Annotated in this window: 22 protein-coding genes; 18 read left to right on the forward strand and 4 right to left on the reverse strand. The window is 46.0% G+C overall.

Annotated elements, in window-relative coordinates:
- Positions 1-81 precede the first annotated feature (81 nt).
- The 9 genes from ACFQ0C_RS14405 to ACFQ0C_RS14445 all read left to right on the forward strand — a co-directional run bounded on the left by ACFQ0C_RS14405 (position 82) and on the right by ACFQ0C_RS14445 (position 9,096).
- Complete coding sequence (locus ACFQ0C_RS14405) at positions 82-1,293, forward strand: aspartate aminotransferase family protein (RefSeq protein ID WP_379367810.1); 1,212 nt, start codon at positions 82-84, stop codon at positions 1,291-1,293.
- A gap of 720 nt (positions 1,294-2,013) precedes the next feature.
- Positions 2,014-3,225 (forward strand): sn-glycerol-1-phosphate dehydrogenase, encoded by a 1,212-nt coding sequence (locus ACFQ0C_RS14410; protein ID WP_379367811.1) that lies wholly within the window; start codon positions 2,014-2,016, stop codon positions 3,223-3,225.
- Positions 3,226-3,272: 47 nt separating this feature from the next.
- The gene (locus ACFQ0C_RS14415; protein ID WP_379367812.1) at positions 3,273-4,034 is read left to right on the forward strand and encodes a DeoR/GlpR family DNA-binding transcription regulator; all 762 of its coding nucleotides are present in this window, start codon (positions 3,273-3,275) and stop codon (positions 4,032-4,034) included.
- Positions 4,035-4,064: 30 nt separating this feature from the next.
- A complete protein-coding gene (locus tag ACFQ0C_RS14420; RefSeq protein WP_379367813.1) occupies positions 4,065-5,117 on the forward strand; it encodes an ABC transporter ATP-binding protein in 1,053 nt (350 codons plus the stop codon).
- Positions 5,110-5,988: a carbohydrate ABC transporter permease gene (locus tag ACFQ0C_RS14425; protein WP_379367814.1), complete on the forward strand. Its 879-nt coding sequence runs from the start codon at positions 5,110-5,112 to the stop codon at positions 5,986-5,988. Before ACFQ0C_RS14420 ends, ACFQ0C_RS14425 begins: the two co-directional genes overlap by 8 nt.
- Before the next feature lie 102 nt (positions 5,989-6,090).
- Complete coding sequence (locus tag ACFQ0C_RS14430; protein WP_379367958.1) at positions 6,091-6,858, forward strand: carbohydrate ABC transporter permease; 768 nt, start codon at positions 6,091-6,093, stop codon at positions 6,856-6,858.
- Between the two features lie 52 nt (positions 6,859-6,910).
- Positions 6,911-7,696 (forward strand): extracellular solute-binding protein, encoded by a 786-nt coding sequence (locus tag ACFQ0C_RS14435; protein ID WP_379367815.1) that lies wholly within the window; start codon positions 6,911-6,913, stop codon positions 7,694-7,696.
- Positions 7,681-8,256: an extracellular solute-binding protein gene (locus tag ACFQ0C_RS14440; protein ID WP_379367816.1), complete on the forward strand. Its 576-nt coding sequence runs from the start codon at positions 7,681-7,683 to the stop codon at positions 8,254-8,256. Before ACFQ0C_RS14435 ends, ACFQ0C_RS14440 begins: the two co-directional genes overlap by 16 nt.
- Before the next feature lie 18 nt (positions 8,257-8,274).
- Positions 8,275-9,096 carry a glycerophosphodiester phosphodiesterase gene (locus ACFQ0C_RS14445; RefSeq protein WP_379367817.1) on the forward strand — a complete coding sequence of 274 codons (822 nt, stop codon included), beginning with the start codon at positions 8,275-8,277 and terminating at the stop codon, positions 9,094-9,096.
- 66 nt (positions 9,097-9,162) lie between these two features.
- On the opposite strand, the gene ACFQ0C_RS14450 is transcribed toward ACFQ0C_RS14445, so the two are convergent.
- Both ACFQ0C_RS14450 and ACFQ0C_RS14455 read right to left on the reverse strand, forming a co-directional pair.
- On the reverse strand, positions 9,163-9,921 hold the full coding sequence (locus ACFQ0C_RS14450) for a C40 family peptidase (RefSeq protein WP_379367818.1): 759 nt from the start codon (positions 9,919-9,921) through the stop codon (positions 9,163-9,165).
- A gap of 381 nt (positions 9,922-10,302) precedes the next feature.
- Positions 10,303-11,913 carry an S-layer homology domain-containing protein gene (locus tag ACFQ0C_RS14455; RefSeq protein ID WP_379367819.1) on the reverse strand — a complete coding sequence of 537 codons (1,611 nt, stop codon included), beginning with the start codon at positions 11,911-11,913 and terminating at the stop codon, positions 10,303-10,305.
- 181 nt (positions 11,914-12,094) lie between these two features.
- On the opposite strand from ACFQ0C_RS14455, the gene ACFQ0C_RS14460 reads away from it, so the two are divergent.
- The 9 genes from ACFQ0C_RS14460 (at position 12,095) to ACFQ0C_RS14500 (ending at position 21,984) form a co-directional block, all read left to right on the forward strand.
- A complete protein-coding gene (locus ACFQ0C_RS14460) occupies positions 12,095-12,556 on the forward strand; it encodes a GNAT family N-acetyltransferase (protein WP_258212605.1) in 462 nt (153 codons plus the stop codon).
- Between the two features lie 32 nt (positions 12,557-12,588).
- A complete protein-coding gene (locus ACFQ0C_RS14465) occupies positions 12,589-13,701 on the forward strand; it encodes a Gfo/Idh/MocA family protein (RefSeq protein ID WP_379367820.1) in 1,113 nt (370 codons plus the stop codon).
- 130 nt (positions 13,702-13,831) lie between these two features.
- A complete protein-coding gene (locus ACFQ0C_RS14470; RefSeq protein ID WP_258212607.1) occupies positions 13,832-14,023 on the forward strand; it encodes a hypothetical protein in 192 nt (63 codons plus the stop codon).
- 191 nt (positions 14,024-14,214) lie between these two features.
- A complete protein-coding gene (locus ACFQ0C_RS14475; protein ID WP_379367959.1) occupies positions 14,215-15,255 on the forward strand; it encodes an NAD(P)-dependent alcohol dehydrogenase in 1,041 nt (346 codons plus the stop codon).
- 9 nt (positions 15,256-15,264) lie between these two features.
- Positions 15,265-16,023: an IclR family transcriptional regulator gene (locus tag ACFQ0C_RS14480; protein ID WP_379367821.1), complete on the forward strand. Its 759-nt coding sequence runs from the start codon at positions 15,265-15,267 to the stop codon at positions 16,021-16,023.
- A 77-nt stretch (positions 16,024-16,100) separates the two neighbouring features.
- Positions 16,101-16,982, forward strand: a complete 882-nt coding sequence (locus ACFQ0C_RS14485; protein WP_379367822.1) for a fumarylacetoacetate hydrolase family protein — start codon at positions 16,101-16,103, stop codon at positions 16,980-16,982.
- Positions 16,983-17,067: 85 nt separating this feature from the next.
- Positions 17,068-18,534: an alpha-ketoglutaric semialdehyde dehydrogenase GucD gene (gene gucD / locus ACFQ0C_RS14490; RefSeq protein ID WP_379367823.1), complete on the forward strand. Its 1,467-nt coding sequence runs from the start codon at positions 17,068-17,070 to the stop codon at positions 18,532-18,534.
- A 93-nt stretch (positions 18,535-18,627) separates the two neighbouring features.
- Positions 18,628-20,601, forward strand: a complete 1,974-nt coding sequence (locus ACFQ0C_RS14495) for a YjhG/YagF family D-xylonate dehydratase (RefSeq protein WP_379367824.1) — start codon at positions 18,628-18,630, stop codon at positions 20,599-20,601.
- 726 nt (positions 20,602-21,327) lie between these two features.
- Positions 21,328-21,984: an SGNH/GDSL hydrolase family protein gene (locus ACFQ0C_RS14500; RefSeq protein WP_379367825.1), complete on the forward strand. Its 657-nt coding sequence runs from the start codon at positions 21,328-21,330 to the stop codon at positions 21,982-21,984.
- Between the two features lie 145 nt (positions 21,985-22,129).
- Here ACFQ0C_RS14500 and ACFQ0C_RS14505 read toward each other — a convergent pair whose 3' ends face one another.
- Complete coding sequence (locus ACFQ0C_RS14505) at positions 22,130-22,630, reverse strand: hypothetical protein (RefSeq protein ID WP_379367826.1); 501 nt, start codon at positions 22,628-22,630, stop codon at positions 22,130-22,132.
- A 15-nt stretch (positions 22,631-22,645) separates the two neighbouring features.
- Positions 22,646-24,844, reverse strand: a complete 2,199-nt coding sequence (locus tag ACFQ0C_RS14510) for a PrsW family glutamic-type intramembrane protease (protein WP_379367827.1) — start codon at positions 24,842-24,844, stop codon at positions 22,646-22,648.
- Between the last annotated feature and the right edge of the window lie 352 nt (positions 24,845-25,196).

Here is a 25,196-nt window from a genome sequence, read left to right on the forward strand (position 1 = left end):
AAGTCAGTGGATAAAATAAATAGCGTTGTATTTATATACATTTAAATGTATAATTATGCATTATTGATTAGGGGTGATGGAATGAGTTTACAAATAGCCTTAGAAACTTCTCAGCTGATGGATGAAGCAAAGAAATCGATTTTATTTACTGCAGCACGCCCGGAGCTTGTAATGGAACGCGGCGAAGGCATGTACTTGTGGGATACGGACGGCAATCGGTATCTGGATTTTATCGGAGGTTGGGCTGTAACTTGTTTGGGGCATTCACCCGAGATTGTTCGAGAGGCTTTGAATCGGCAATCGGGCATGTTAATTAATTCGAGCCCTTCATTTTACAACAAGCCGATGCTTGAATTTGCTAGCCTCTTAACGAATAATTCGTGCTTTGACAGAGTATTTTTTGCAAGCAGTGGGGCGGAAGCCAATGAAGGTGCGATTAAACTAGCCAGAAAACACGGTCAGTTAAACCTTGGTGGAGCTTTTGAAATTATTACGATAATTAACAGCTTCCACGGACGTACGTTAGCAATGATGTCTGCGACTGGAAAGCAGCAGTGGGAACCTTTATTTGCTCCCAAGGTGCCAGGCTTTAAGCATGTGCCATTGAATGATATAGATGCATGCCAGGCAGCTATCAATTCCAATACTTGCGCTATTATGCTAGAGCTTGTTCAAGGTGAAGGCGGGGTTCATGAAGTTGATGCTGAGTATTTATACAAAGTGCGTGAATTGTGTGATGAGTTTGGTCTCATGCTTATTTTCGATGAAATACAAACGGGGCTCGGAAGAACAGGGAAGTTGTTTGCCTATGAACATTATGGAATCGAAGCGGATGTCATGACTTTAGGAAAAGGAATTGGCGGAGGATTCCCTCTGTCAGCCTTATTGGTTAAAGAGCCTTATAATATATTTGAACCTGGGGACCAGGGAGGCACATATTCCGGGCAACCATTGGCCATGGCAGTGGGGCTTGCGGTAGTGAAGGAGATCATAGATAAGAAGCTTTCCGTTCATGCAGAAGAGCAAGGGAATTATATGTATAACAGCCTGCGCGATATTGCTCATAAATATCAGCTAAAGCAGCTGCGCGGCAAGGGGCTGCTGCTAGCCTTTGACCTCCCGGAAGCCAGAGGCAGTGAGCTGGTCTCCGAATGCTTAAAGGATGGCTTGCTGATTAACTCCCCCAAGCCGATAACCATCCGCCTGATGCCTTCACTAATTGTGTCCAAGGAAGAGATCGATGCCATGATTCAAATATTATGCGGAGCGCTGGATAGGTTGCAGATTTCATAGTTTAAGACTCCTTTTATCTTATTGAGCCCTGGAGGATTTTGTACGGAACTAAGAGTTCCGTTATTCCATCAGCCGGCTCTAATCTAAGGAGATAGCGGAAGTGGGAATTCCGTTATGTTGGCCAAATTGGACATTTATGCATAAAAACAGAGGGATAACGGAACTGGCGCTTCCGTTATCCCTCTGTTTTTTGGGCTTTCCAGCTTATAGAGGAACAATGACTTCCGTATTGCCCTTCACTTCTGTGGATTCAGTACTAGTCGGTTGTTAGGGTCATATACAGGTGATCTCTTCTCTAAAGGAGGTGGAGCTAAATGTACATGGAGCACTGTAAAGGTGTTCATTATTATGTATAACGGCTCGAAGACCGGTTAGGGAAGTGATGGGGCGGCGCAAACAGAGAGAAGTCAAAAGGGGACATGGGTGTGGGACGGAGGAGTGTGAGCGTCCGCCTGATTGTCACATCGGTGACTGATCGGGTATGCAACCTACCTTTGAAGCTCGTGTTGATTCCGAGTATCTTCATCGAGAGAGCTTCGAATAAAAACTTTTTCTTATTTCCTGAGCTTTCATGTTTACAATTTATTCATACCTGTTTAATACTCGCCAAATGTTTGATTTATATAATCAAAACAAACATAAACAAGCAATAGAGAAATAAAACGAACATTAAATGATTGAATTTGCTTGAATTGCATGTGGAAGAAAGGAACGATCCTGTTGACAGATGTTTTAACTAAAATCAAAAAAGCAGCTGCAGGCTGCGATGAAAGGGTACTTCAAGCCATTGATCTGGATCTGATCAAGATCGATACAGGAGCTATCCTGGAAGTAGCCCCCTATCTGCAAAGCAAAGGCTACTGGAAGATTAGCATAGCAGCCGATGCAACAACCTACGAGGTCGCAGGCAACAAGCTGGTTGAGGTCATCGAAAATACAGCCATATCGGTACATAGAACGATCATCAAGCCGGACCCTCAAGGTGACGTCATAGCCGATGAAGCTTCCCTGCTTCAACTGATAGCCGATATTAAACAAAATGAGGCAGAAGCTGTAATTGCGGTGGGAGGAGGCACCCTTCATGATATCGTCAGGTACTCGGCTTACCTATTGGGAATCCCCTTTATCTCCGTGCCGACGGCGCCTTCGGTAGACGGATTTAATTCCAAAGGAGCTCCCATTCTAATAAGAGGGGAGAAGATAACGATTCCCGCGATTGGGCCAGACGCTATTTTTGCAGATCTTGATGTGCTGGTAAAAGCTCCTAAAGCATTGGTAGCTGCGGGGTTTGGTGACATGCTTGGCAAATATACATCCTTATTTGATTGGAAATTCGGGTCGTTAGTTGCCGGGGAGCCTTACTTGCAAGCTGCTGCCGATATTACCAGATCCGCATTGCAGCAATGTGTGAAGCATGTGGATTTGATCGCTGACAGGCGGGAGGAAGGGATTCGCACTTTAATTAGTGCGCTGATCGAGTCGGGTCTCGCCATGCTGTTGTTAGGCCAATCACATCCGGCCTCGGGTGCTGAGCATCATTTGTCCCATTATTGGGAAATGGAGTATATCAAACTTGAGCGCAGGCAGCTGCTGCATGGAGCTAAAGTAGGCGTTGCTTGCATCGAAATTTCCAAGCTGTATCATCGAATCGCCCATGAGGGTTGGAAGAATCAATCCTGGACAAGCGAGGCAGAAAAGCCTGATCCAATCACAGTGAATTGGGAGGAAATCAGCAAGGAGATTCGGGACATTCCTACTGGGGAGACGCTTGGTAAGCTTCTGAGAAAAGTTGGCGGTCCTATATCGGTTGAGGAGCTCCCGGTGAGCAAGGAGCTGCTGGAGCGCAGCTTGCGCGAAGCCCATCAGGTTCGTCCCAATCGGTTCACTCTTTTAAGGGCTTATAATGAACAATTAAACCTACAGATTAATTAGGAAATGCGCGAGCAGCTCCATACACTTTTACAAAGCGAGGGATATTTTTGTTAGCGGTACAAAGAAAAATGCGAATTGTGGAATATGTTAGGCAGTATCGCACAGCGACAATCGCAGTGCTTGCCAAGGAATTTAATGTACATGAGGCTACGATCCGACGAGACCTTACTGAAATTGAACAAGAAGGTCTCCTGAAGAGGACACATGGCGGAGTCATTGTTGAGCAATGGACGCATGACGAGCCTCCTTTTAACGAAAGAACCAATCAGTGCCTGGAGCAAAAGATGAGAATCGGTCAAATGGCAGCAAGCCTGGTAGAGGATGGAGAAAATATAATCATCGATTCCGGGACAACTACGCTGCATATCGCGAGAAATTTGGTTCATCGCTCGAATATTACTGTGGTTACCAATGATATGAACGTCGCTGCAGAGCTGCGCGATGCCCCGCGTGTTAAGGTGATCTTGACCGGGGGAGAGCTGTATCCATCCAGTTATATGCTCAACGGCATGTTCACGGATTATGTGCTCAAGTCTTTGCATGTGGAGAAGGCGTTTATCGGAACCCCTGCCCTGCATCCGCAGCATGGCCTAATGCATCCTGAGGCTCAATTGGTCCCTGCTAAACAGGGCATGATAAAAGCAGCCAGAGAAATTATCGTGGTTACGGATGATAGTAAGATCGGCAAGCTATCGCTCCATTCAGTGGCACCCAATAGTTCGATTCACACATTGATTACCGGGAAAGAAGCATCCGACTTCGACCTCAAGCCATTTCAAGAATGGGGAATTAATGTTGTAACGGTTTGAATGTGATAAGGAAGAGGAGGGGGATTACTCTTGGCATCCATTGAGTTTATGCGTGTTACGAAATCTTTTGAAAAAAGCGTCGTCATTCGAGATTTGGATTTAAAGATTGAAGATGGAAAATTTACGGTACTGGTAGGTCCTTCGGGCTGTGGGAAAACTACGCTTCTCAGAATGATAGCTGGGCTTGACCCCCAAACATCAGGCTCGGTGTTCATTGATGGAAAGGATGTTACACGAACTGCACCTGGTCAAAGAGGTGTGGCTATGGTTTTCCAAAACTATGCACTTTACCCAACAATGTCGGTCCGTGAAAATATCGAATTTGGATTAATAAACAATAAGGTAGACAAAGCGGAGAGAATACAGCTGGTAGAAAGTATAAGCTCTACAGTCGGGTTGAAAGATTATCTGGACCGCAAGCCATCCACTTTATCCGGAGGCCAGCGTCAGCGTGTTGCTCTGGCTCGCGCTATGGTCAAGAAACCATCCGTGTTTCTAATGGACGAGCCTTTGTCCAATCTGGATGCCAAGCTCAGAGCGCAGATGCGCCTTGAACTGATTGAACTCCACAAAAAGCTCGGTACCACCTTCGTATACGTTACTCATGATCAAGTGGAAGCTATGTCTATGGCGGATACGATCGTTCTGATGAATCAAGGGCTTATTCAACAAGAGGCTCCGCCGGATGTCATCTATCATGAGCCTAACAACCTGTTCGCTGCTCAGTTTATTGGAGTTCCGCCGATGAATGTGGGAGATTTGGGGGTAGATGGGGTAAAATTCGGATTTCGTCCAGAAAGCGCGGTATTGTCCGATGAACCCGGCGGACTACATTATTCCGTTAGTGGAGTCATAGCTACGAGGGAGATGCTTGGCTCTGAAACTCTTTATCAAGTAAGAACAGACCGTCATTCTTTCATGATCAAATGTATCGAAGATCCGTTTTCGGTCGATCAAAGGGTGCATATCGGAGTAGCGGCAGCAAAAATATATTTCTTCGGAGCGGATGAAACCCGTATAGGTGAGGATCACATTCATTACCGCAAATATTTGGATGTGCTGAGAGGGCATCGGAATGGATAAAAAAACAATTTGGGAATCTGTCCGTCCTTATATTATGATCGCTCCGGCTATGGCAGGCATCTGTATGTTTGTTATGTACCCTATCCTTTACTTAATCTATTTAAGCTTTTTTAAATACAACCTGATGAATAAAGCCAAAAACAAGTTCATCGGACTGGATAATTTTACCCAAATTTTTACTCGCGCCGATTTTTACAAGGCATTGACGAATACGCTGCTTTACACAGTCGGTGTAGTAAGCCTGACGCTGATCTTGTCATTGCTTATAGCGGTGTGGCTCTCCAAAAGGACCCGGTTTAATGCAATTATTCAAGCCGGTATATTCACGCCTCATATCGTTTCCATAGTATCTATTTCACTAGTATGGTTGTGGCTTATGGAGCCTAACCACGGGATGCTCAACTTTCTGCTCAAGTCTTTGGGCTTGCCAACATCCCAATGGCTGCAAAGCTCAAATACAGCTCTGCTATCTGTCATTATTGTATCGGTGTGGCAGGGCATCGGCTATTACACTTTGATTATTGTGGCTGCGCTTCAGAGCATATCCCCCACCATATATGAAGCCGCAGCATTGGATAACGCCAGCAGGTTTAAAGTATTTTACAAGATTACATTACCGCTTATTTCACCGCAGCTGTTTTTTATCCTGATTATTATGACTATCGGCTCCTTTAAGGTTTTTGACACGGTTCAGGTCATGACAGGCGGGGGCCCCAATGATGCAACAAGCACGATTGTTTATTATATCTTTGGGTACAGGACAACGAATATAGGCTATTCGGCTGCTACTGGAGTGGTTCTGATGGCGATCATCGGACTGCTAACCTTTGTATACTTCCGAGTGTTGTCCAAAAAAGTACATTATCAATAGGTGGCCATTCGGACCACTCAAAAGGGGAATTCGTACTTGAAAACATATGAATTCAAATACTTGAGGCTGACCAGGGACTTTTTATTGAAAGTAATTATTTTAATGGTTTTCATTTTCCCGTTTCTATGGATGATATCCACCTCTCTTCAAACTTTTCGGGAGACCTTATCCTTCCCGCCTACCCTGATTCCAGCATCGCCGCAGTGGATTAATTTTGTACAGGCTATGAGTGCGGGCCCTTTTCTGACATATGCTAAAAACTCTGTAATCATTACGATCTCCATTATCATCATCCAGCTGGTTGTAATGATTCCTGCGGCGTATGCCTTTGCCAAATACAAGTTTCGCGGGAAAAATATGCTGTTCGGCATGGTACTGCTCGCCTTCATGATTCCGGGTCAGATTACCTTCATCCCGGTTTACTTAATGATGGCGGATTGGGGAATCAGCAAGACGCTATTGCCTCAGATTATCCCTTTTATGTCAAGCGCATTCGGCATCTTCCTGCTGCGTCAATATTTTATGCAAATTCCACAGGAAATTGTTGAGGCGGCCAGACTGGATAACGCGAGTGAGTTCAAAATTATGTGTCAAATCATGATTCCTATGTCCAAGCCTGCATTAGCAACTATAGCTCTGTTCAGCTTTGTCAGTCATTGGAATGATTACTTCTGGCCTTTAATAATGACAGATTCGGCTTCCATCCGCCCGTTGACTGTAGGAATTGCGATGCTCCGGGAGACTGAAGGAATAAGCAACTGGCACATTATTATGGCCGGCAACGTTGTATTGGTCGTTCCTATTCTTATCGTCTACTTATTTTGCTCCAAGCAAATTGTAAAAGCTTTTGTTTACTCAGGGATTAAATAAGAGCTAGTCCCTTTCAAATAAAATTTGAGAACTCACAATGGAGGGAATTTAAATGAAGAACAGGTTAAGTAAAATGTTGGCAGTTCCGGTAGTATTGGGATTAATTGCAGGCTGCGGGGGAGGCCAACCAGAGCAAACAGCTCCTGCGGCAGCGAAGCCTTCAGAGCCAGCCAAAGCGGCTGAGCCGGCAAAGGCTGCAGAGCCTGCTAAAGCCGGAGGCAAAGTTACCGTACAGTTCTGGCATTCCTTGGGTGGCAAGAACGGCGAATACACCGATGCCATGATCAAGCGGTTTAATGAGAGCCACAAGGATATCGAGGTGGTGGGAACCTTTCAAGGCGGCTATGATGAAACGGTGACCAAGCTTCAACAAGCGATTGCATCGAAGAATGCACCGGATGTAAGCATGCTGGAGCGCGCTTATGTAGAGCTTTTTGCAGATGCAGATGTTTTGGAAGATTTGACTCCAATGATGAAAACTTCTAACATAAGCGTCGATATTTTTAACCCCGGCTTGATGGGACATTCGACTTTCAATAAAAAGCTGGTATCCTTGCCGTTAAATCGTTCGACTCCAATTATGCATATTAACAAAACGATGCTGGACGAGAAAGGGCTTGCGATACCTACAAACTGGGATGAATTAAAGAAGGTTGCCGAAGCGCTTGTCATCAAAGAGAACAACGAATATAAGCGTTATGGTGTAACCATGCCTTATGATACCTGGTATCCAATAGCTATGATCTCACAGGCTGGCGGCAAGTTTTTTAGCGATGATAAAAAAAGACAATCGGGTTCCATGATAATGGAGTGGGCGTTAAAGTGTTTAATTTCCTGAAGAACCTTCAGAGTACAGGAGCCTTATATTATCCGCCGGCTAAGGATTCTGGAAATATTACAACACAGATGTTTGTGGATGGTAAAGTAGGCATCATGTACGGGTCTACTGGAAGCATTGGCGGCTTGGCGAGTGCTGTTAAATTTAATTATGTCACTGCATTTTTGCCTCAGGATAAGATGTATGCGAATCCGACCGGCGGAGCCAATGTTTCCTTGCTGTCCTCTTCCAAAAACAAAGCCGCTGCGTGGGAGTTTATACGCTGGATGGAGACGGATTCCCAAGGAGCTTTACCGTTTATCTTGCAATCCGGTTATCTACCATTTACCAAAACTATGGTTGAATCCACAGAAATTAAAGAGCAATGGGCAAAAGAACCGAATCGGAAAGTGGCTTACGATCAGCTTCAATACGCTGTCGATACGAATAAGGATGTAGCTTGGCCGGAGGTTATGCACGAGTTTTTCTCGGCGATAGAAGCTGTGATGTATGACAGTAGGAATGTTCAGTCCACCTTGGACACTTTCAAAAAAGAAGCTGAAAGAATTCTGGCTAAGTAATCGCGAGGAGCTGAAGGGATGTCCTTACAGAATAACAAAGTAAGTGCGCAGAAAATTCATTGGCAGGCACACCAAAGCACGAATACAGAAATGCCGGAGAACACAATGTCAGCCATGCATTATGCATGGGAGCTTGGCGGTATCCCCGAGATTGACATCCGGCAAACAGCAGATGGAATCATTATCGGCATGCATGATGCCACACCGAAGCGGACGACAACCGCATCAATTACAGATCAAGATACTCCGATTTCTGAATTAACTTTTGCGCAAGTACAGAGCTGGGATGCAGGAATTAAATTTAGCGAATCGTTCAGAGGGGAGAAGATTCCTTCACTGGAGCAAGTACTGGATGTTTTGTCTGATTATCCGGAGCGTGAGGTTTATCTGGATTACAAACAAGTGGATCTGGCCAGCTTAGCGGGCGTCATTCATAAGTATGGCGTCGAACGGCAAGTCATTTTCTGTCACCGGGATCAAGATAACTGTAGAACTATGAAACGGTTGGCTCCTGAAATACGGACGATGCTGTGGATACCGGATACAGAGATTGACACCCGGTTCGGAGAAGTGGCGGAGGCCGGATTCGACTCTCTCGATATGATCCAATTTCATTTGGTTGATGCACAAGAAAAGCCGGAATGGAGATACAGGCTGCAGCGCCAATTTCTGCAGAATGCATTGGAACAATTGAGCGAAGCAGGGTTGGAGCTGGAAGTATTGATTTTTCATTTCGATCAAGCTTCATTATTCGGGCTGCTTGATGTTGGTATTCGAAGGTTTGCTGTAGATGAACCAAAGGTATTTGCAGCAGAGCTCGAGCATTATTATAATAAATAAATTCAAGTCGTGCTTGAGGAACGGATAGCTGGTACCGGTATTCTACTGGTGCCAGTTTTGCTTATTTTACTTAACCTCGAGTACCGAGCCGCCAAGAACAAAACGCCATTCGAGATGATTGCCGAACACGTTATCGATTCGAACGCCACCTGTTGCTGCAGAAGCCGTATGGATCATTTTCCCATTGCCCAAATAGATGCCTGTATGAGTGATACTTTCGATCGATTTGTTCTTGTTGCGGTAATTTTGTGGATCGACACCATTGAAGCTTATGAAAAATAGTAAATCCCCGCGCTGCGCGTCATAGATATTGGAGTAGTTTCGATTGGAAAAGGTTTGCACATATAATGCCTGATTACGGGAATCTTTCGGTAAATCCATGCCAAGGGAGGAAAGAAAAGCCCATCTTGTAAAATCCGAGCAGTCAAATGTGGAAGGATCAGAACGATCTGAACCGTACTCGTAAGGCGTTCCAAAGTACATAGTCGCTGTCGAGATTACATTCTCCGCATAGCTGCCTTGAGTGGCGGCTATCGAAGGATTGGGCCTTACTTCTACAAGCTGCCCAGCTTCTAACCCAAGAATTTTGACGGTTTGTTTGTCACTTGTGGAGGTATTCTGAGCACGGTAGCCGCTAATTTCTTGTTCAATATACGCGTCCCCTTTTCTAAGCCACCGATCATGCTCTGTAATAGTATCATTAAACAGACGTTCATCCATACCTCCGAATTGTGTCGATGCTTCGTTTTGTGCGGCCTTACTATTGCAACCCATCAATATAATCAATAAAGCGGCTGCTGCAAGTAACTTTTGTTTAATGCCCATGAGCTTTAGTCCCCTTTTTTATTTAGAAGAAGATACCCATATATTGCATTAAACGGTTAAGTTTTATTCAGGAAAATATCAGAACAAAAAAGAAAAGCTTCTGATCGAAGCCCTTTCGAGGAAGATACATTCGTGTCTTAGCGGTGGCTTTTCTTGCAATATCAGACTTCTTCAGCTCCGCTGAAAACTTATGAAGTCTGATATTATAAGAAAAGCTTCTGATCGAAGCCCTTTCGAGGAAGATACATCCGTGTCTTAGCGGTGGCTTTTCTTGCAATATCAGACTTCTTCAGCTCCACTGAAAACTTATGAAGTCTGATATTATAAGAAAAGCCCCGGCAAGGCCGCAGGCTCTTTTAGCTTGTATAATGTTGGTCTTTATTATTGTTTTAGTACGGTAACATCGGCAGATACTTGTGTACCTTTGGAAGTTATTGCGGTTATAGTAAATTTAGTTACATTTCCATTAACATGAACGGTTCCATTGGGGTCAATCAAGACAGTACCTACAGCTCCGCTACTAGGATCTCCAACGATATCCTGCGGAATAACTACTATGCCGAGTGCGGTATTATAAGTGGAAAGCTCTGCTCCCTCATATTCGCTGCCATAATTATCGGTAACTATCATGTCCATCTTCTCAAAAGCGTTGAATTGGGCAGAATACACACCATTGGTAACAGTTACGTACTGAATAAAAGCTGAATCTCTTGCTTTAATGGATTCAGCAACCGAATAATCGCTTTTTACATGGACAGGAATGGTAACTTGCTTGAAGTTGCCGTCAAGGGTCGAATAAACAATGTTTATTGTAGCCGTTCCAACTTTATTACCTAAAATATAACCCTTGTGTTCAGACGAAACGGCTGCTTTTACGATAGATGGGTTCGATGAGGTAATCGATTGAATAATACCAGGTGCAGATACTTCTTCGCCGGATGCCTTGTTCACTGTAAATACTATTTCTTTGGCGAATTTACTGATGGTTGGGTCTTCGGCTTCAGTCTTCGAAAGTCCTGTAGTTGATTCTGCTATCCCGCTGTCAATAACGTTGCTTAATTCATAGGACTCGGGCAGCGTGAAACGAAGGTCGCCTGTTGCAGCTGTTGTACCGACTGTAAGAGTACCTGATGCCGTTAGGATAGATGAGCTATCCAGACCGCCTAAAGTTACTGTATAAGTTCCTGTAGAAAGCTTCGTATCGGACGATAAGGCTAATGAAGCTGATTTCTTATCGCTGGACCATGTAGTAGTAACCGGAATGTCTGTACCGTTTTTGCTCAGAGACCAAGTAGCTTTGGAAGTGTCAACCTCCTTATCCAACGTTACTTGCACGGTTTGATCTCCCGATGCCTGAACAGTGGATACGGATACCGGAGACTGCTGCGTAGGGGAAGATGGCAAGGAAGCATACGCTCCTACTGCCAGATCAGCCCGTGTTGCGTCGCTGTCACCTTTTTTATCCAATGGATGGATGCTTAATTCCGTCGCTTGTTTAACTGCATCGGCATACCATGGACTTGCAGATGTGTTGACTTTATGGCCTAATCCTTTTAACAGCACGGTATCCAATTGTCCTACGGTAACCTTATCGCCGGGAGCGAAGGTCGTATCCGTCATACCATCAATTAAACCCGCTTTCTTAGCGGCTTCAATATACGGAATTGCCCACCCGTTCGCTGGATCCGTGGCAAGAACGTCAGTGAAGCTGGAGGTTTGAATGGAAGTATCAACCTTGAGACCAAACACCAGGGAAGCGACCTTCGCGAATTGGGCTCTCGTCATGTTTTGCGAGATACCAAAAGTATCACTGGAGACGCCTTCGAAAATACCTTTCGCTAGAAGGGTATCGATTTTGCTTTTCAAACCAGCGTCAATACTTGTTAAATCTTTATAATCAGAAGTGGTTTTTACATTTTCGGCCAATGCTGTGGAAGCAAGCATAGAGAAAGCTACAGCTGCGGTTGCGATAAGGGTGAAACTTTTTTTCATAGCTTTGTTCCTCCAAATATATTTAATAGTAATCCATCTATCAAACTTAATCATACTACTAGTGGATAGTAATTGCTAATTTAGCAGGTATGCAAATGTTGGACGGGAAGGGAGGAGACAGCTATGATCTCACAGAATGTAATAATGGAATTAGGAGATAAGATATCGAGGAGAGTATATTATGGAAATTCGAACATTGCATGCAGATGAACAGCTTCCAATGGAATTGCTTTTATTAGCAGATCCTTCCCGGAAGCTTGTCGAGGAATATGTACAAAGGGGCCAATGTATGGTGGCGGTTGCGGATAACGTAATAATAGGTGTCTACGTACTGCTGCCAACAAGGCCTGAAACAGTAGAGATAGTTAATATAGCAGTTGATGAAAGGCATCAAGGCAAGGGAATAGGAAGACAATTGGTTCATCATGCGATTGCAAATGCAAAGCTTCTCGGATTTAAAACGATTGAAATTGGAACCGGGAATTCAAGTGTAGGACAACTGGCTCTCTATCAGAAATGCGGCTTCAGAATTATTGGAGTTGATAGGGACTTTTTTATTCGACATTATGAGGAAGAAATTTTTGAGAATGGAATACAGGTTGTAGATATGATTCGTCTATCGCAGGATTTACTGGTAAAATAAACTAGTGAAAAATCATAGAAGGAGAATTCAATATGAAACAGCTAAAACTAGGTATGGTCGGCAGCGGGGATATTAGCAACCGCTTTTTTGAGCAAGCGGCGAAGCTGGATAATGTAACGTTTGTGGCCACATGTGCGAGACGCTTGGAGAATGCCAAAATCAAGGCTGAAACGTATAAGATAGCACGCTGGTATGATGATTATATTCAAATGATGGATAACGAAGAGCTGGATGCAGTCGTCGTTACCACTCCTCATTCCGTACATGCTGAAGTTGTGTTGGCCGCCCTGGAAAGAGGACTTCATGTGCTCAATGAAAAGCCTATGGCTACGAACTTCGATGACTGCAAAAAAATGGTCGAGCTTGCAGAGCGGAATAATAAAATTTTCATGAGCCTTCCCTATGATTTAAACCCGGCCTTTACTACAGCGCTTGAGTATATAAAAGAGGAAGTAATCGGTAAAATAACCGGAGCTGAGGCGCAGCTTAACATTCCCGGCCCCGGTAGGGATAATTGGTACTACAACCGGGAAATTTCCCATGGAGGAGCAATCCTGGATTGCATGGTATATCCGATAAGCCGATTAATTTCTCTGCTTGGTCCCGCTAAGAGCGTCACGGCGGAGGTTAATACTTTGATTCCGAATCGAATTGTCAGGGGCGGCAAGGAAATACATAGCGATGTGGACGATAATGTTACAGTGATTGTAGAATTTGCAGGAGGCCAGCATGCGATATTCCGCACATTGTGGGCTACCTCGTTTAATCAGAACAATACGATCATTTATGGGCGCAAGGGTACTGTAGCTATTAACGATTGTGGGCTTCCTCTAGTCGTTCATTCTCCGAACGCACCGATTCCTGATGCAGAGGAAGTAACTTGGCGTGGTGTAAAAGAATGCTATTTACCAAAGCTGCTGTCTTCTGTCAGCTCCGAGCAAGATATCATGAGTCATTTCGTTCATTGCTTGAGAACCGGTGAACAGCCGAAGCAGTCAGGCCGGTTGCAGCTGCATGTCCATGAAATTATGTTCGCCGCTTATAAGTCCGCAGAAACCGGTCAGCGCTGCATGTTAACTACTACCTTCGAGCCTTGGCATAAGCTGGACACGGGAATATTTGATACGAAGAGCCAGTTTATTTAATTAATCATGCAGGAGTTCAGTAATTGGAGCTCCTGTTTTTGTTGGTTGAAGAAGTTATAAATAGATGTTTGAAATAAAAAAGAGCCTGCTGTAAACTGGGTCTTGAATCTGCAAGAAGGGGCCTGAACTTATGAAGATGATACTTTTTATACTATTGCTGCTCATGTACCCGCTGTTTTTACACTGGATCAAGATTTCCGATCTCCGGGTTATTCCTTTGGTGATCCCTTATGCGCTTGGGGTATTGTCGATCACGATTATGCTGACTGGAATTGCTGAGTATGTTGCAGGCAAATTTAAGAATAAATCGGATAAACAATAAAACAGCGTTGAAATTTTGGGGCGGTAGGTTTACAATATATAGCATAAGCGTTTTGCAATGTCGTCAACTGTTTTATAATGTAGAACAAAATGAAAATTTGCGGAAGGAGATGCATGAATTTGTCAAATCCAAACTCCAGTACAGTTAGTGATCCAAAGCAAGATTTAGTAGACTTGACGATTCCCGCTACTATGAAAGCAGCCGTAATGACAGAGCCTCTGAAAATTTCAGTGGTCGAGCTGCCGGTTCCAGCCCTTGAACCTGACGAGGTATTGGTTAAGGTTATGGCTGTAGGTGTGTGCGGCTCCGATATCCATTATTATGAGCATGGCCGAATCGGTCCATATATTGTTAAGAAACCGATTATACTCGGACATGAATGTGCGGGAATAGTCGTTGCATGCGGCGAGAAAGCGAGCCGCTTCACCCCGGGAGATCGGGTTGCCATCGAGCCGGGAGTTACTTGCGGTCGTTGTGATGCCTGCAGACAAGGCAGGTATAATTTATGCCCGGACGTACAATTCCTTGCAACACCTCCGGTTGACGGAGCTTTCGTTCAATACATTGCTCATCGCGAAGATTTTCTGTTTCCTATTCCCGATCATCTCTCCTTTGAGGAAGCAGCTTTGAATGAGCCGTTTTCCGTAGGCATTCATGCTTTGAAGCGGGCGGGCTTCCAGCCTGGTCAGACAGTAGCGATTATTGGCATGGGACCGGTAGGGCTAATGGCAGTTGCTGCGGCCAAATCATTCGGAGCAAGTCGAATTGTTGTAAGCGATGTTGAAGTGAATCGTTTGAAAGCGGCTACATTGCTAGGGGCGACTGATACTGTATTGGCAGGCGAGGAGGCTTCAGCGGAAATCATCCGCTTGACGAATGGTCTGGGAGTGGACGTTGCGTTAGAGACGGCAGGGCATCCAAGAGCGTTGAAAACCGCATTAAGCTCGCTGCGTCGTGGGGGCAAGCTCTCTATTGTAGGCCTTCCTCCTGTGGATGAGGTTGGTATGCAGGTTCCTTTCATATGTGACAACGAGATTGATATTTACGGTATTTTCCGCTATGCCAATACATACCCGCAGGGGATTCAATTCCTGTCATCGGGCTTATTGGATATCCAGCCAATGATCACAGACCGTTATCCATTAGAGCAAACACAGGAAGCAATGGAGAGAGCGCGGACGAACAAGGCGGGAAGTCTGAAGGTCATGGTTTATCCCAACCCCATAGCTTAAGGAGCCGATATGCCGATCATACAATCATTGGACCGTGCTTTGAACATATTGGATTTATTCGATGAGCATACGAAGGAATTGAAAATTACCGAAATCAGTACCCGTATTGGATTGCATAAAAGCACCGTACATTCTTTGCTCAAAACGCTGCAAATGCACGGCTATATCGATCAAGATGCGGAAAGCGGCAAATACAAGCTTGGTTTGAAGCTTCTGGAGAAGGGCCAGCTGCTGCTGCAAGGAATGGATATACGCGAGACGGCCCGTAAGCATTTGGTTTCACTATCCAAGCAAACCGGGCAAACGACGCATCTGGTCATTTTGGATGGTAAAGACGGCGTTTATCTCGATAAGGTGGATGGTGATAAAGCAGCCATACGCTACTCCCGAATCGGTCGCAGAGTGCCTTTGCATAGCAGTGCAACAGGCAAAGCATTAATTGCCTTCCGCACCTCCGAAGAAATAGAGCAATTGCTGAATGGCTACCGCTATATCCAACAAACGGCGTTTACGGTTACGGATAGAGAAAAGTTCGTCCTTGAACTGGCCGATATTCGACTTCAAGGTTATGCTGTAGACAATCAAGAGAACGAGCCTGGAGTTCGCTGCGCCTCGGTTCCAATTTTCAATCATGCCGGAGATGTAGCCGCAGCGATGAGTATCTCTACGATGATCGCCGTTGTGGGTGACGAGCAATTTCAACATTGCATTCAATTATTACTATATGAGGCTGCTCAAATTTCTCAGCTGCTAGGATATAAATCATGATGAGACAGTCAATTTCCATGTGGTTTTTCTAAAAACTTATTATAGAACATTTATCCACTATGAGAGGATGTTTGAGCATGAGAATTATTCGATATAAGACAGCGGCTTCCCAGATCGTATTGGCCGCATTGACTGAGGAAGGCAAGCTTACTGAGCTGCCGCAGCAGGATTTTTTAAGTGTGGTAAAGCAGGCCCAGGAAGAAGGAAAGACTGTGCTGCAGTACGTACAATCCATCTCAGCTTCGAAGGAAGGCTTGCCTTTCTCTATGGAGGAGTTAGATCTGCTAACTCCTATTGAAGCGCCTGAGGTTTGGGCAGCGGGAGTTACCTACGAGAAAAGCCGTGAAGCCCGAAACTACGAAGCAACGGGTGGAAAACTGGATGCGAGCACATTTTACGATAAAGTATATGATGCCGTTCGACCTGAAATATTTTTTAAGTCGACAGCAGCTCGTACAGTGGGGCCGGGACAAGGCGTGCAGCTTAGAAGCGATTCCGAATGGCAAATTCCTGAGCCGGAGCTTGCCTTAGTGCTGGACAGCAGCGGTACGATCTTAGGGTATACGATTGGCAACGACATGAGCTGCCGCGATATCGAAGGGGAAAACCCGCTGTATTTGCCTCAGGCGAAGATGTGGAAGCGCTCTTGCTCCATCGGGCCGGCTATTTTGTTGGCTGAGGCTGTGGAGAATCCTTATGATTTTCAAATCTCATGCCGAATTTTCCGTGATGGAGAGAAGGTCGTAGAAGGCTCGGCAAGCACTGGGCAGCTGAAGCGGAAGCTGGATGAGCTGGTTTCTTTCTTGAAGCGGGATAATGAGCTTTTTGAAGGGACTGTGCTGCTCACAGGAACCTGCATCGTGCCGCCTAATGAATTCACGCTTGCAGGCGGGGATCGGGTTGACATCGAGATCAGTGGAATCGGTGTGTTATCCAATCCGGTTCTTGCTGCACAATAAAAGTTAATTTTTCATGGATGCAAAAGAATAGCAGCTGCGATGCCAGTTTATTGGCTGGCTTCAAAAACTTTAAGGAGGAATAAACATGTCTACAGCAGTCAACGCGCCAACCTATCAAAACTATATTAATGGGGAGTGGAGCGCTTCGGTCAGCGGTCAAACCGTTTCAAGCATCAGCCCTGCAAATAAAAATGAAGTGGTTGGTTACATCCAGCTATCCACATCAGAGGATCTTGACCGTGCCGTACAAAGCGCCAAGCATGCACAAAAAGCTTGGAGAAAGCTCGCTGGTTCAGCAAGAGGAGAGTTTCTATACAAGGCTGCCAATGTTATGGAGAAGCGGTTGAATGAAATCGCCGAAACGATGACACGCGAGATGGGGAAAACTTTGCCTGAAGCAAAAGGCGAAACAGCGAGAGGCATCGCCATTCTGCGTTATTATGCTGGTGAAGGCATGCGCAAAGTCGGCGACGTGATTCCTTCGACAGATGCCGATGCTCTTATGTTCACAACCCGCGTACCGCTTGGCGTTGTCGGTGTAATTGCGCCTTGGAATTTCCCGGTAGCTATTCCGATTTGGAAAATGGCTCCAGCCTTGATTTATGGCAATAGCGTCGTGCTTAAGCCAGCACAGGAAACTGCAGTCACTGCTGCTAAAGTTATCGAATGCTTCGCAGAAGCAGGTTTCCCGGCTGGTGTCATCAATTTAATTACAGGCAAAGGCTCTGTAATCGGACAAGGGCTAGCTGAGCATTCAGACGTAAGCGGTATTACCTTTACAGGCTCCAATCAAGTCGGTAAACAGGTGGGTCAAGCTTGCTTGGCAAGAGGCGCTAAATATCAGCTGGAGATGGGCGGCAAAAATCCGGTTATCGTTGCAGCGGACGCCGATCTTGATTTGGCTGTAGATGGAACAATCAGCGGAGGACTCCGTTCGACAGGCCAGAAATGTACAGCGACCAGCCGTGTTATTGTACTTAGCGAAGTATACGATGAATTCAGAGAAAAGCTGATGGCCAAGGTTCGTACTATTAAAGTGGGCAACGGGCTTGAAGGTGATACCTGGATGGGACCATGCGCTAATGAAAACCAGCTTGAAACCGTACTTTCTTATATTCAAAAAGGAATTGAAGAAGGAGCAGAATTATTGCATGGTGGCGGACGTCCTGAAGATCCGGCATTAGCTGACGGTTTCTTTGTAACGCCGACCGTATTCGATAATGTTACTTCTTCGATGACCATTTCCAAGGAAGAAATTTTTGGACCTGTGCTGGCTTTGATCAAAGTCGACACTATTGAACAGGCGATTGAAGCAGCCAATGAAGTCGAATTTGGGCTGAGCGCTTCCATCTATACGGCAAGCATTAGCAATCTGCTTTCCTTCATTCAGGATATGGATGCCGGTCTTGTTAGAGTGAATGCAGAAACTGCCGGTGTGGAGCTTCAGGCTCCGTTCGGTGGAATGAAGCAGTCGAGCTCGCATTCACGTGAACAAGGTCAAGCTGCAATCGAGTTTTTCACGGCAATTAAGACGGTGTTTGTAAAAGCATAACATACAGCATGAATTTGCGGTCACATTTACGTTCTTTTTTACGTGATGTGACCGTAGTTGTATAAAAGGACGAAGGAAAGGTGTGGATTGCGGATGACAGAGTCGTTACACGGAATTATGGGTGTTTCTCAGGATGGCTTATATGAGATTCGAACGAAAGCTCCGGGCCCGGCAGGCTCTTTGCCTCTAACTCGTGATATGCTTCTGAATGCTCCAAGCGGGGAGCTGTTCGGTCTCTCGCAAAACGTTGGAATGGGCTGGTCTCCTGAGCGTCTTGGGGGTAAGCAGTACCTGATTCTAAGCACACAGGGCGGTATTCGCCGAGAGGACGGAACTCCAGTCGCCTTGGGTTATCACACAGGACATTGGGAGGTTGGCCTGCTCATGCAGGCCGCTGCACTGGAGCTCTCCGGCAGAGGGGGCGTCCCCTTTGCCGGATTCGTAAGCGACCCTTGTGATGGTCGCTCGCAAGGAACCGACGGCATGTTCGATTCCCTGCCGTACCGCAATGATGCAGCCATCGTATTCCGCCGCCTGATCCGGTCGCTGCCCACACGCAAAGGCGTGATTGGGGTTGCGACCTGTGATAAGGGGCTGCCGGCGATGATGGTCGCTCTGGCTGCGATGCACGAGCTGCCCTGCATCATTGTTCCCGGCGGGGTTACCTTGCCGCCTGAGCAAGGCGAGGATGCAGGGAAGATCCAAACCATCGGCGCAAGGTATGCAAGCGGTGAGATGACGCTGGAGGAAGCGGCCGATCTCGGCTGTAGAGCCTGTGCGACGCCTGGAGGCGGCTGCCAGTTCCTCGGAACCGCCGCTACGGCACAGGTCGTTGCCGAAGCGATGGGGATAGCGGTTCCGCATTCGGCCCTGGCGCCATCCGGCCAGCCGATGTGGGAGGAAGTAGCCCGGCAATCTGCACGGGCTGTGACCGCCATGGAGGCCAGAGGCCTACGGATGAAGGACATTATTACGGACGGAGCCATCCGCAACGCAATGGTCGTACACGCAGCCTTCGGCGGTTCGACCAACTTGCTGCTGCACATCCCGGCAATCGCACATGCAGCAGGGCTTCGTGTGCCGGATGTGCAGGATTGGACCGAGGTGAATCGCCGTGTTCCCCGCTTGGTAAGCGTGCTGCCTAACGGTCCGGAGTATCATCCGACAGTCAGGGTGTTTCTGGCTGGCGGCGTGCCGGAGGTTATGCTTCATCTGCGCAGCCTTGGCTTGCTGGACGAAACCGTCCTGACCGTTACGGGCGAAACGCTCGGAACGGTGTTGGACTGGTGGGAAGCAAGCGAGCGCAGACAGAAGGTGCGTGAGCTGCTGGTTCAGTTGGACGGAGTCGATCCGGACGACGTGATCATGAGCCCGGAGAAAGCGAAAAGCCGGGGACTGACGTCCACAGTGACGTTCCCTACCGGCAACATCGCTCCTGAGGGAGCTGTTATTAAATCGACCTCGATTGATCGATCGGTACTGGATAGCGAGGGCGTCTACCGCCACAGAGGCAAAGCCAAGGTGTTTACAACGGAGAGAACGGCAATTGCCGCTATCAAAACAGGCGGTATTCAGGCCGGCGATATTATGGTGCTGATCGGTCGTGGGCCTTCTGGAACGGGAATGGAAGAGACCTACCAGCTGACATCGGCGTTAAAGCATCTTTCCTTCGGCAAGTATGTATCCTTGATTACGGATGCCCGCTTTTCCGGTGTTTCCACAGGCGCATGCTTTGGGCATGTCGGACCGGAAGCGCTGGCGGGAGGTCCTATCGGCAAGCTGCGGGATGGCGATTTGATCGACATTGTAGTAGATACGCATAAGCTGGAAGGAACCGTTCATTATATCGGCAGTGAGGATCAGCCGGTCAGTCCTGAAGCAGGGGCTGAGATATTGGCTGCAAGGGAGCCTCATCCCGATATGAAGCCGGACCCGAAGCTGCCGGATGACACTAAGTTGTGGGCAGCGCTCCAATCGGTGAGCGGCGGAACCTGGAAGGGCAGCGTCTACGATGTGGAACGCATTACAGCCGCCCTTGAAGCAGGCAAGAAAGCGTTAGGCTGGTAAGGGAATTATTCATTGATATAACAATGATGGAAAATAGCGTGCAAATGCTGCATTTTACAGCCTGGGATGATCACCGAAATGGTCAACAACAGGCTATAAATCAGACTTGCCACGCTATTTCTAGTTTAATTTTATAAGCTCAACCTCAAAATCAGTACTTGACCCTCCACGACCATTAGTCTTCGCAAAATCCTGCAAACATGCAGTTATTTTCCTGCCGGAATTGCGGTAGTGAGAACAAACCTGCAAAAGTACATCCATTTTCATGAAAAACGCTCCGCTTCAGCTAAGAATGAAAAAATAACTGCACATTCGCATGAATTCTATAAGACTTCGGAAATACCGGCTAAAGACTGTAAAAATGCAGTTTTTTGGGAGCAGGCAGTGGCTTCAAGTCCAATAAATTCGAATAAAGTCGTGTGCGCTGTCATTACCGCTCTTAAGTTTTTGTCCAGGGCTAGGCTGGACAAGGAGACGGAATCGAATGACTTCGTCAAGCGCTGATTTCGGTTTTGTGCCTTTTTATAAGCTGCAATTTTATGGGGGAACGTCGAGTTAAAAACCAAAGGGATCTCAGAAGCTGTTTTGGATATGAAAGAAGATCACTTAGGCAGATTAAATAAAAACGAGATAGAAAACACTTGAAAAGCCCGCTCCTGATGGTTATGATCTTATTGAACTTATAGATAACTACACTATAGCAGCAGAAAGAAAGGTAGAGTAACTATGATATTCAGCAAAAATGACAAGCTGGTCATGATTGGCGACTCCATCACGGATACAGAGCGTAAAAGACCTTATGGAGAAGGCCGCGGTGAAGCTACTGGCAAAGGCTATGTGACTGCTGTTAGCGCTCTCATCAATTCCGTGTATCCCGAATTATCACTGCGTATCATTAATATGGGAATCAGCGGCAACACAGTGCGCAGTCTTAAAGAACGTTGGCAGACCGATGTGATCGATTTGCAGCCGGATTGGGTATCCATAATGATTGGCATCAATGACGTTTGGCGTCAGTACGATCAATCAGTAATCAAAGAAACGCATGTCTATTTGGAGGAATACATAAGGACATTGGATGAGCTTGTAAAATCAACAAAACCTTTGGTGAAGGGTATTATCCTTTTTACTCCTTTTTATATCGAGCCCAATGCCAATGATGCAATGCGGAAGACCATGGATGAATATGGCAGAGCAGTTAAGGAGATAGCTGCCTCCAATCAGACGAGATTTATCGATGTACAGGCGGCTTTTCAACCTGTGTTGGAGCATACCTATCCCGCTGAGCTTGCGTGGGACCGTGTTCACCCTAATATGACCGGGCATATGGTGCTGGCTCGCGCATTTTTGAAAGAAGTAGGCTTCGACTGGAATAAAGAGTAGCGGGAACCATCCGCCGGTTCTTCTAACAGGAACATCTATCGTTTGAAATCCAACTCAATCAACAGTAAGGAAAAGGCTGCCAGTGAAAGGAATTGGCAGCCTTTTTACGCTAAGCGGGTAGTTTTGTTTAACAATCACTTTATTATTACAAAAGCTTGTCTTCATAGGATTCCTGAAGCCACTCATAATTCTCTTGAATACGTGTCTTGTCAGCATCGCTCAATTCTAAATATCTGTCTACAATTGTTTTTAGAAACTGTGTTGAAAGTGACTTTCCAACAGGTTGTAAACTATCAGTGGATAAGTTGTCCATAATTGCCCCTAATAATGCAGCAGGAGCATGTGATACAATTTTGTTAACGATCACCATAGCTTCCTCTTGGTCACCTTCATAAAGTAAATTAAATGAAACTGCCTGGAGAAACTCATCCCCCAAGTTTTCTTCCAGTATCTTAGAGCAGAAAGGTGCGGCTGTTTCCTTAGCTCTTATTGATAGTTCTGTTAAAGCAGTAGCGACTTCTTCAAAATTCTCTAAATGGTTTATAATTGCAATTAATTCGTCATTCTTCATACTAGAAATATATGTCTCGTAATTAACAATTCTGTCCAAGGCTGTTGCTTTTGCTAGTTGATCATTGTTATCCATGCTACACCTCCATAATTAAGCTGTTATTGGGATAAGTTTTATAGTTACTAAGTATGGCTGTCCTTCAACCATTTTCCAGGTTGTTAACACCTTGAGTTTTCCATTAGGACCTTCTAGTACACTTGGGAAATCCAACGTATTATCAGGGTTTATCTGTTTACCTATTTTTAATAAATGTTTTGCAATGGACTGATTATTCTCAATTGTATCACTGAGTCCTATAGATTCGAGTTTTTTCCTCATATCATCCGAACGTTCAAAATTATGTTTCATTTTATCAAGACTTTTAAGTCGGTCGGCGTTTTGACGGTCTGCATCAAATACCTTTCGTTGGGTCTGTTTTAATTGCTTTAAATCTCGAAGTTCTTTTTTCACTTCTTGAATATTAACGTTGACCTTGCCTCTTAAATATTTCTCAATTTTATCAACGGGTATTATCGTTTTTCCATCAGTATAAACCTTAATAGTTTTACCACTCTGTGGAGCAGTAACCTCTTCGGTTTTAAGCTCTCCCGTACCCTTATTAGGCGTACCATCATCCGGCTTCCTGGGATCATCCGGATGGTTGCCCGAGCTTTTTCCGTCATTCTTCGGAGGTTTCGGTTTGACCGGGATGTCGATATCCGGCTTTCGGGAACCGAGCTTATCCAGAAGCTTGTGCACATAGCGGCGCCCTTTCTTTCCCACCCATCCTAACGCTTTGCCGAATGGAATTCGGCTCAGTACAATACCTACAGCCACGGAAAGCATATTTTCCGGAGTCAGGAGCTTCTTCGGATCTCGGATATAACCGGCTATCTCATGTCCGCTCCCGGCGATTCCCGCCCCTGTCATCGCGATGCCTAAAGCCGGCCAGAATCCGACGAACAACAGAGACAAGGCAAGTGCTCCGAGCAAGATCGCGCCTTGTTGATACCATTCCAACCGATCCCACCAATTTTGCAGCGAATCGAACATGCAGGCGTAACAGGACGTTTCACCTACGTCTGTATGAGCCCCGATGCCTACGGACAGGCCTGCTACAAGCAGAATCAAAGCAAGTCCGGTCAGCGCCTGGCAAAGAGCTTTCACCCGAGCCTGGACAGGCTCCTGTCTACCGGCCGCTTCATCATTTCCATAAAGCAAATGAAATCCAAGCTCCTTGCGCTCCCGGTAAAAGCCAAGCCAGTACATGAATTTCCCCCGGTCGAGGCAAAGAGAGCGAATTATGTTCCACAGCTCGGTAAACGGGTTAAGAAACGGCTCATTCGGCAACGCCGGAAGGCGGCTTCGTATTTTGTTCAGCGACCAGTAATCGGCAAAAAGCGATGTGGCAAGCATCAGCAGGAATGCCGGCTGAGTTTTATAACCGCTGCCGGTCCAATCATGTAGACGAAATACCCAACCCGGCAGCTTGTGCTGGCCGTTATAAGCCGCGTGATCCAGGATGGACCAAAGCAAAATGATTACCGGGAACAGAAATACCCATTTCGTCAGTCTTATTCGCAGCCGATAGGCAATTCCGCATGCGAGCGCGATCATAGCGGTATGTACGGGATGACCGACGGTCATAAGAGTCGGAAACAGACTTTCTTCGAAACGCCCGGGAAACAGCGAGAAAAAGTCCCAATGGATCGTTTCGCCGCCCAACATCGTAAAGCTGTAGCCGAACTTTTTTGCAAGAATGCCAGAACTTAGCCACCTTCGGGAAAGCTCCTCCATCAGTTGGAAGCCTACGCCGGTCGCGGCACCGATGAGCGTGTAATCGCTTAAACTCAAGGCGGAAGCTCGACGTGAGAACAACAGAAATATGCCTAGTGGAAGGAGCTTCCACAATTCTTCGAAAATTGGTGTGACAACGGCAATGGACCAAGTGTCGGATGTTTTTCCGCTAAAAAGCACGTGAAAAGAATTGACCGTAAGCGTAGTGAATGGTACGACAAGAAAAACGCCTGCCAGAACGAACAGAACGATTGGCTTCCACGGCATCGTTTTGCTTCGGCACAAAAACCAAAATTGCAGCAGCACATAAAACGACCATAAATATTGAACCATCATGGTACGCGATTCTTTAACGAAAAACAAACTTAATACAAACATGATTAGCGACAACCAGGAAAAAATCGTATATGCAGTTTTAACAAACGGATATTTCTCAATCCAAGATTGGCAGGTTTGATAGATGGCTTCAAGGAAATCCCGAATTCCGGTTCGAATGGACCAGATCGTATTCACTACGGACGCCTCCTTTGAAAGCCGACCTCGTGCGAGCGGGACGTCTCCCTTGACGACGGACCGGCCATGAGTAATATTCATGAAAACAAGGTCACCGATCGATCGGAGCTGAGCTATATTGAATAACACACGCAACATGTACCTAGCCTATTTCTCGCGAGATACTAGTATTATAGACATTCTTAGAAAATGAGGCAAAAGGCGCTGGTCTCAAATCTTGATGGATTTTGTCGAAAAAATAAATGAGATCCATTTTTGAAAAGCGCAACGCTTCTTCATAACTTTCCCAATGTGATTCAGGCAACTCTTATATTTTTCATACGAAAAAATTCCCATCGCAAGCGGCAGTCTT

It is taken from the genome of Paenibacillus sp. GCM10027630 (assembly GCF_042676305.1).
In the GTDB taxonomy this organism is placed as follows: domain Bacteria; phylum Bacillota; class Bacilli; order Paenibacillales; family NBRC-103111; genus Paenibacillus_S.

Excerpts from the sequence above, each read along its gene's own strand:
- ACFQ0C_RS14475 (WP_379367959.1), top strand. The coding sequence starts at position 14,215 with ATGAAAGCAGCCGTAATGACAGAGCCTCTGAAAATTTCAGTGGTCGAG.
- ACFQ0C_RS14495 (WP_379367824.1), top strand. The coding sequence starts at position 18,628 with ATGACAGAGTCGTTACACGGAATTATGGGTGTTTCTCAGGATGGCTTA.
- ACFQ0C_RS14430 (WP_379367958.1), top strand. The coding sequence starts at position 6,091 with ATGGTTTTCATTTTCCCGTTTCTATGGATGATATCCACCTCTCTTCAA.
- ACFQ0C_RS14460 (WP_258212605.1), top strand. The coding sequence starts at position 12,095 with ATGGAAATTCGAACATTGCATGCAGATGAACAGCTTCCAATGGAATTG.
- ACFQ0C_RS14445 (WP_379367817.1), top strand. The coding sequence starts at position 8,275 with ATGTCCTTACAGAATAACAAAGTAAGTGCGCAGAAAATTCATTGGCAG.
- ACFQ0C_RS14435 (WP_379367815.1), top strand. The coding sequence starts at position 6,911 with ATGAAGAACAGGTTAAGTAAAATGTTGGCAGTTCCGGTAGTATTGGGA.
- ACFQ0C_RS14480 (WP_379367821.1), top strand. The coding sequence starts at position 15,265 with ATGCCGATCATACAATCATTGGACCGTGCTTTGAACATATTGGATTTA.
- ACFQ0C_RS14405 (WP_379367810.1), top strand. The coding sequence starts at position 82 with ATGAGTTTACAAATAGCCTTAGAAACTTCTCAGCTGATGGATGAAGCA.
- gucD (WP_379367823.1), top strand. The coding sequence starts at position 17,068 with ATGTCTACAGCAGTCAACGCGCCAACCTATCAAAACTATATTAATGGG.
- ACFQ0C_RS14470 (WP_258212607.1), top strand. The coding sequence starts at position 13,832 with ATGAAGATGATACTTTTTATACTATTGCTGCTCATGTACCCGCTGTTT.
- ACFQ0C_RS14455 (WP_379367819.1), bottom strand. The coding sequence starts at position 11,913 with ATGAAAAAAAGTTTCACCCTTATCGCAACCGCAGCTGTAGCTTTCTCT.
- ACFQ0C_RS14465 (WP_379367820.1), top strand. The coding sequence starts at position 12,589 with ATGAAACAGCTAAAACTAGGTATGGTCGGCAGCGGGGATATTAGCAAC.
- ACFQ0C_RS14485 (WP_379367822.1), top strand. The coding sequence starts at position 16,101 with ATGAGAATTATTCGATATAAGACAGCGGCTTCCCAGATCGTATTGGCC.
- ACFQ0C_RS14500 (WP_379367825.1), top strand. The coding sequence starts at position 21,328 with ATGATATTCAGCAAAAATGACAAGCTGGTCATGATTGGCGACTCCATC.
- ACFQ0C_RS14425 (WP_379367814.1), top strand. The coding sequence starts at position 5,110 with ATGGATAAAAAAACAATTTGGGAATCTGTCCGTCCTTATATTATGATC.
- ACFQ0C_RS14450 (WP_379367818.1), bottom strand. The coding sequence starts at position 9,921 with ATGGGCATTAAACAAAAGTTACTTGCAGCAGCCGCTTTATTGATTATA.
- ACFQ0C_RS14505 (WP_379367826.1), bottom strand. The coding sequence starts at position 22,630 with ATGGATAACAATGATCAACTAGCAAAAGCAACAGCCTTGGACAGAATT.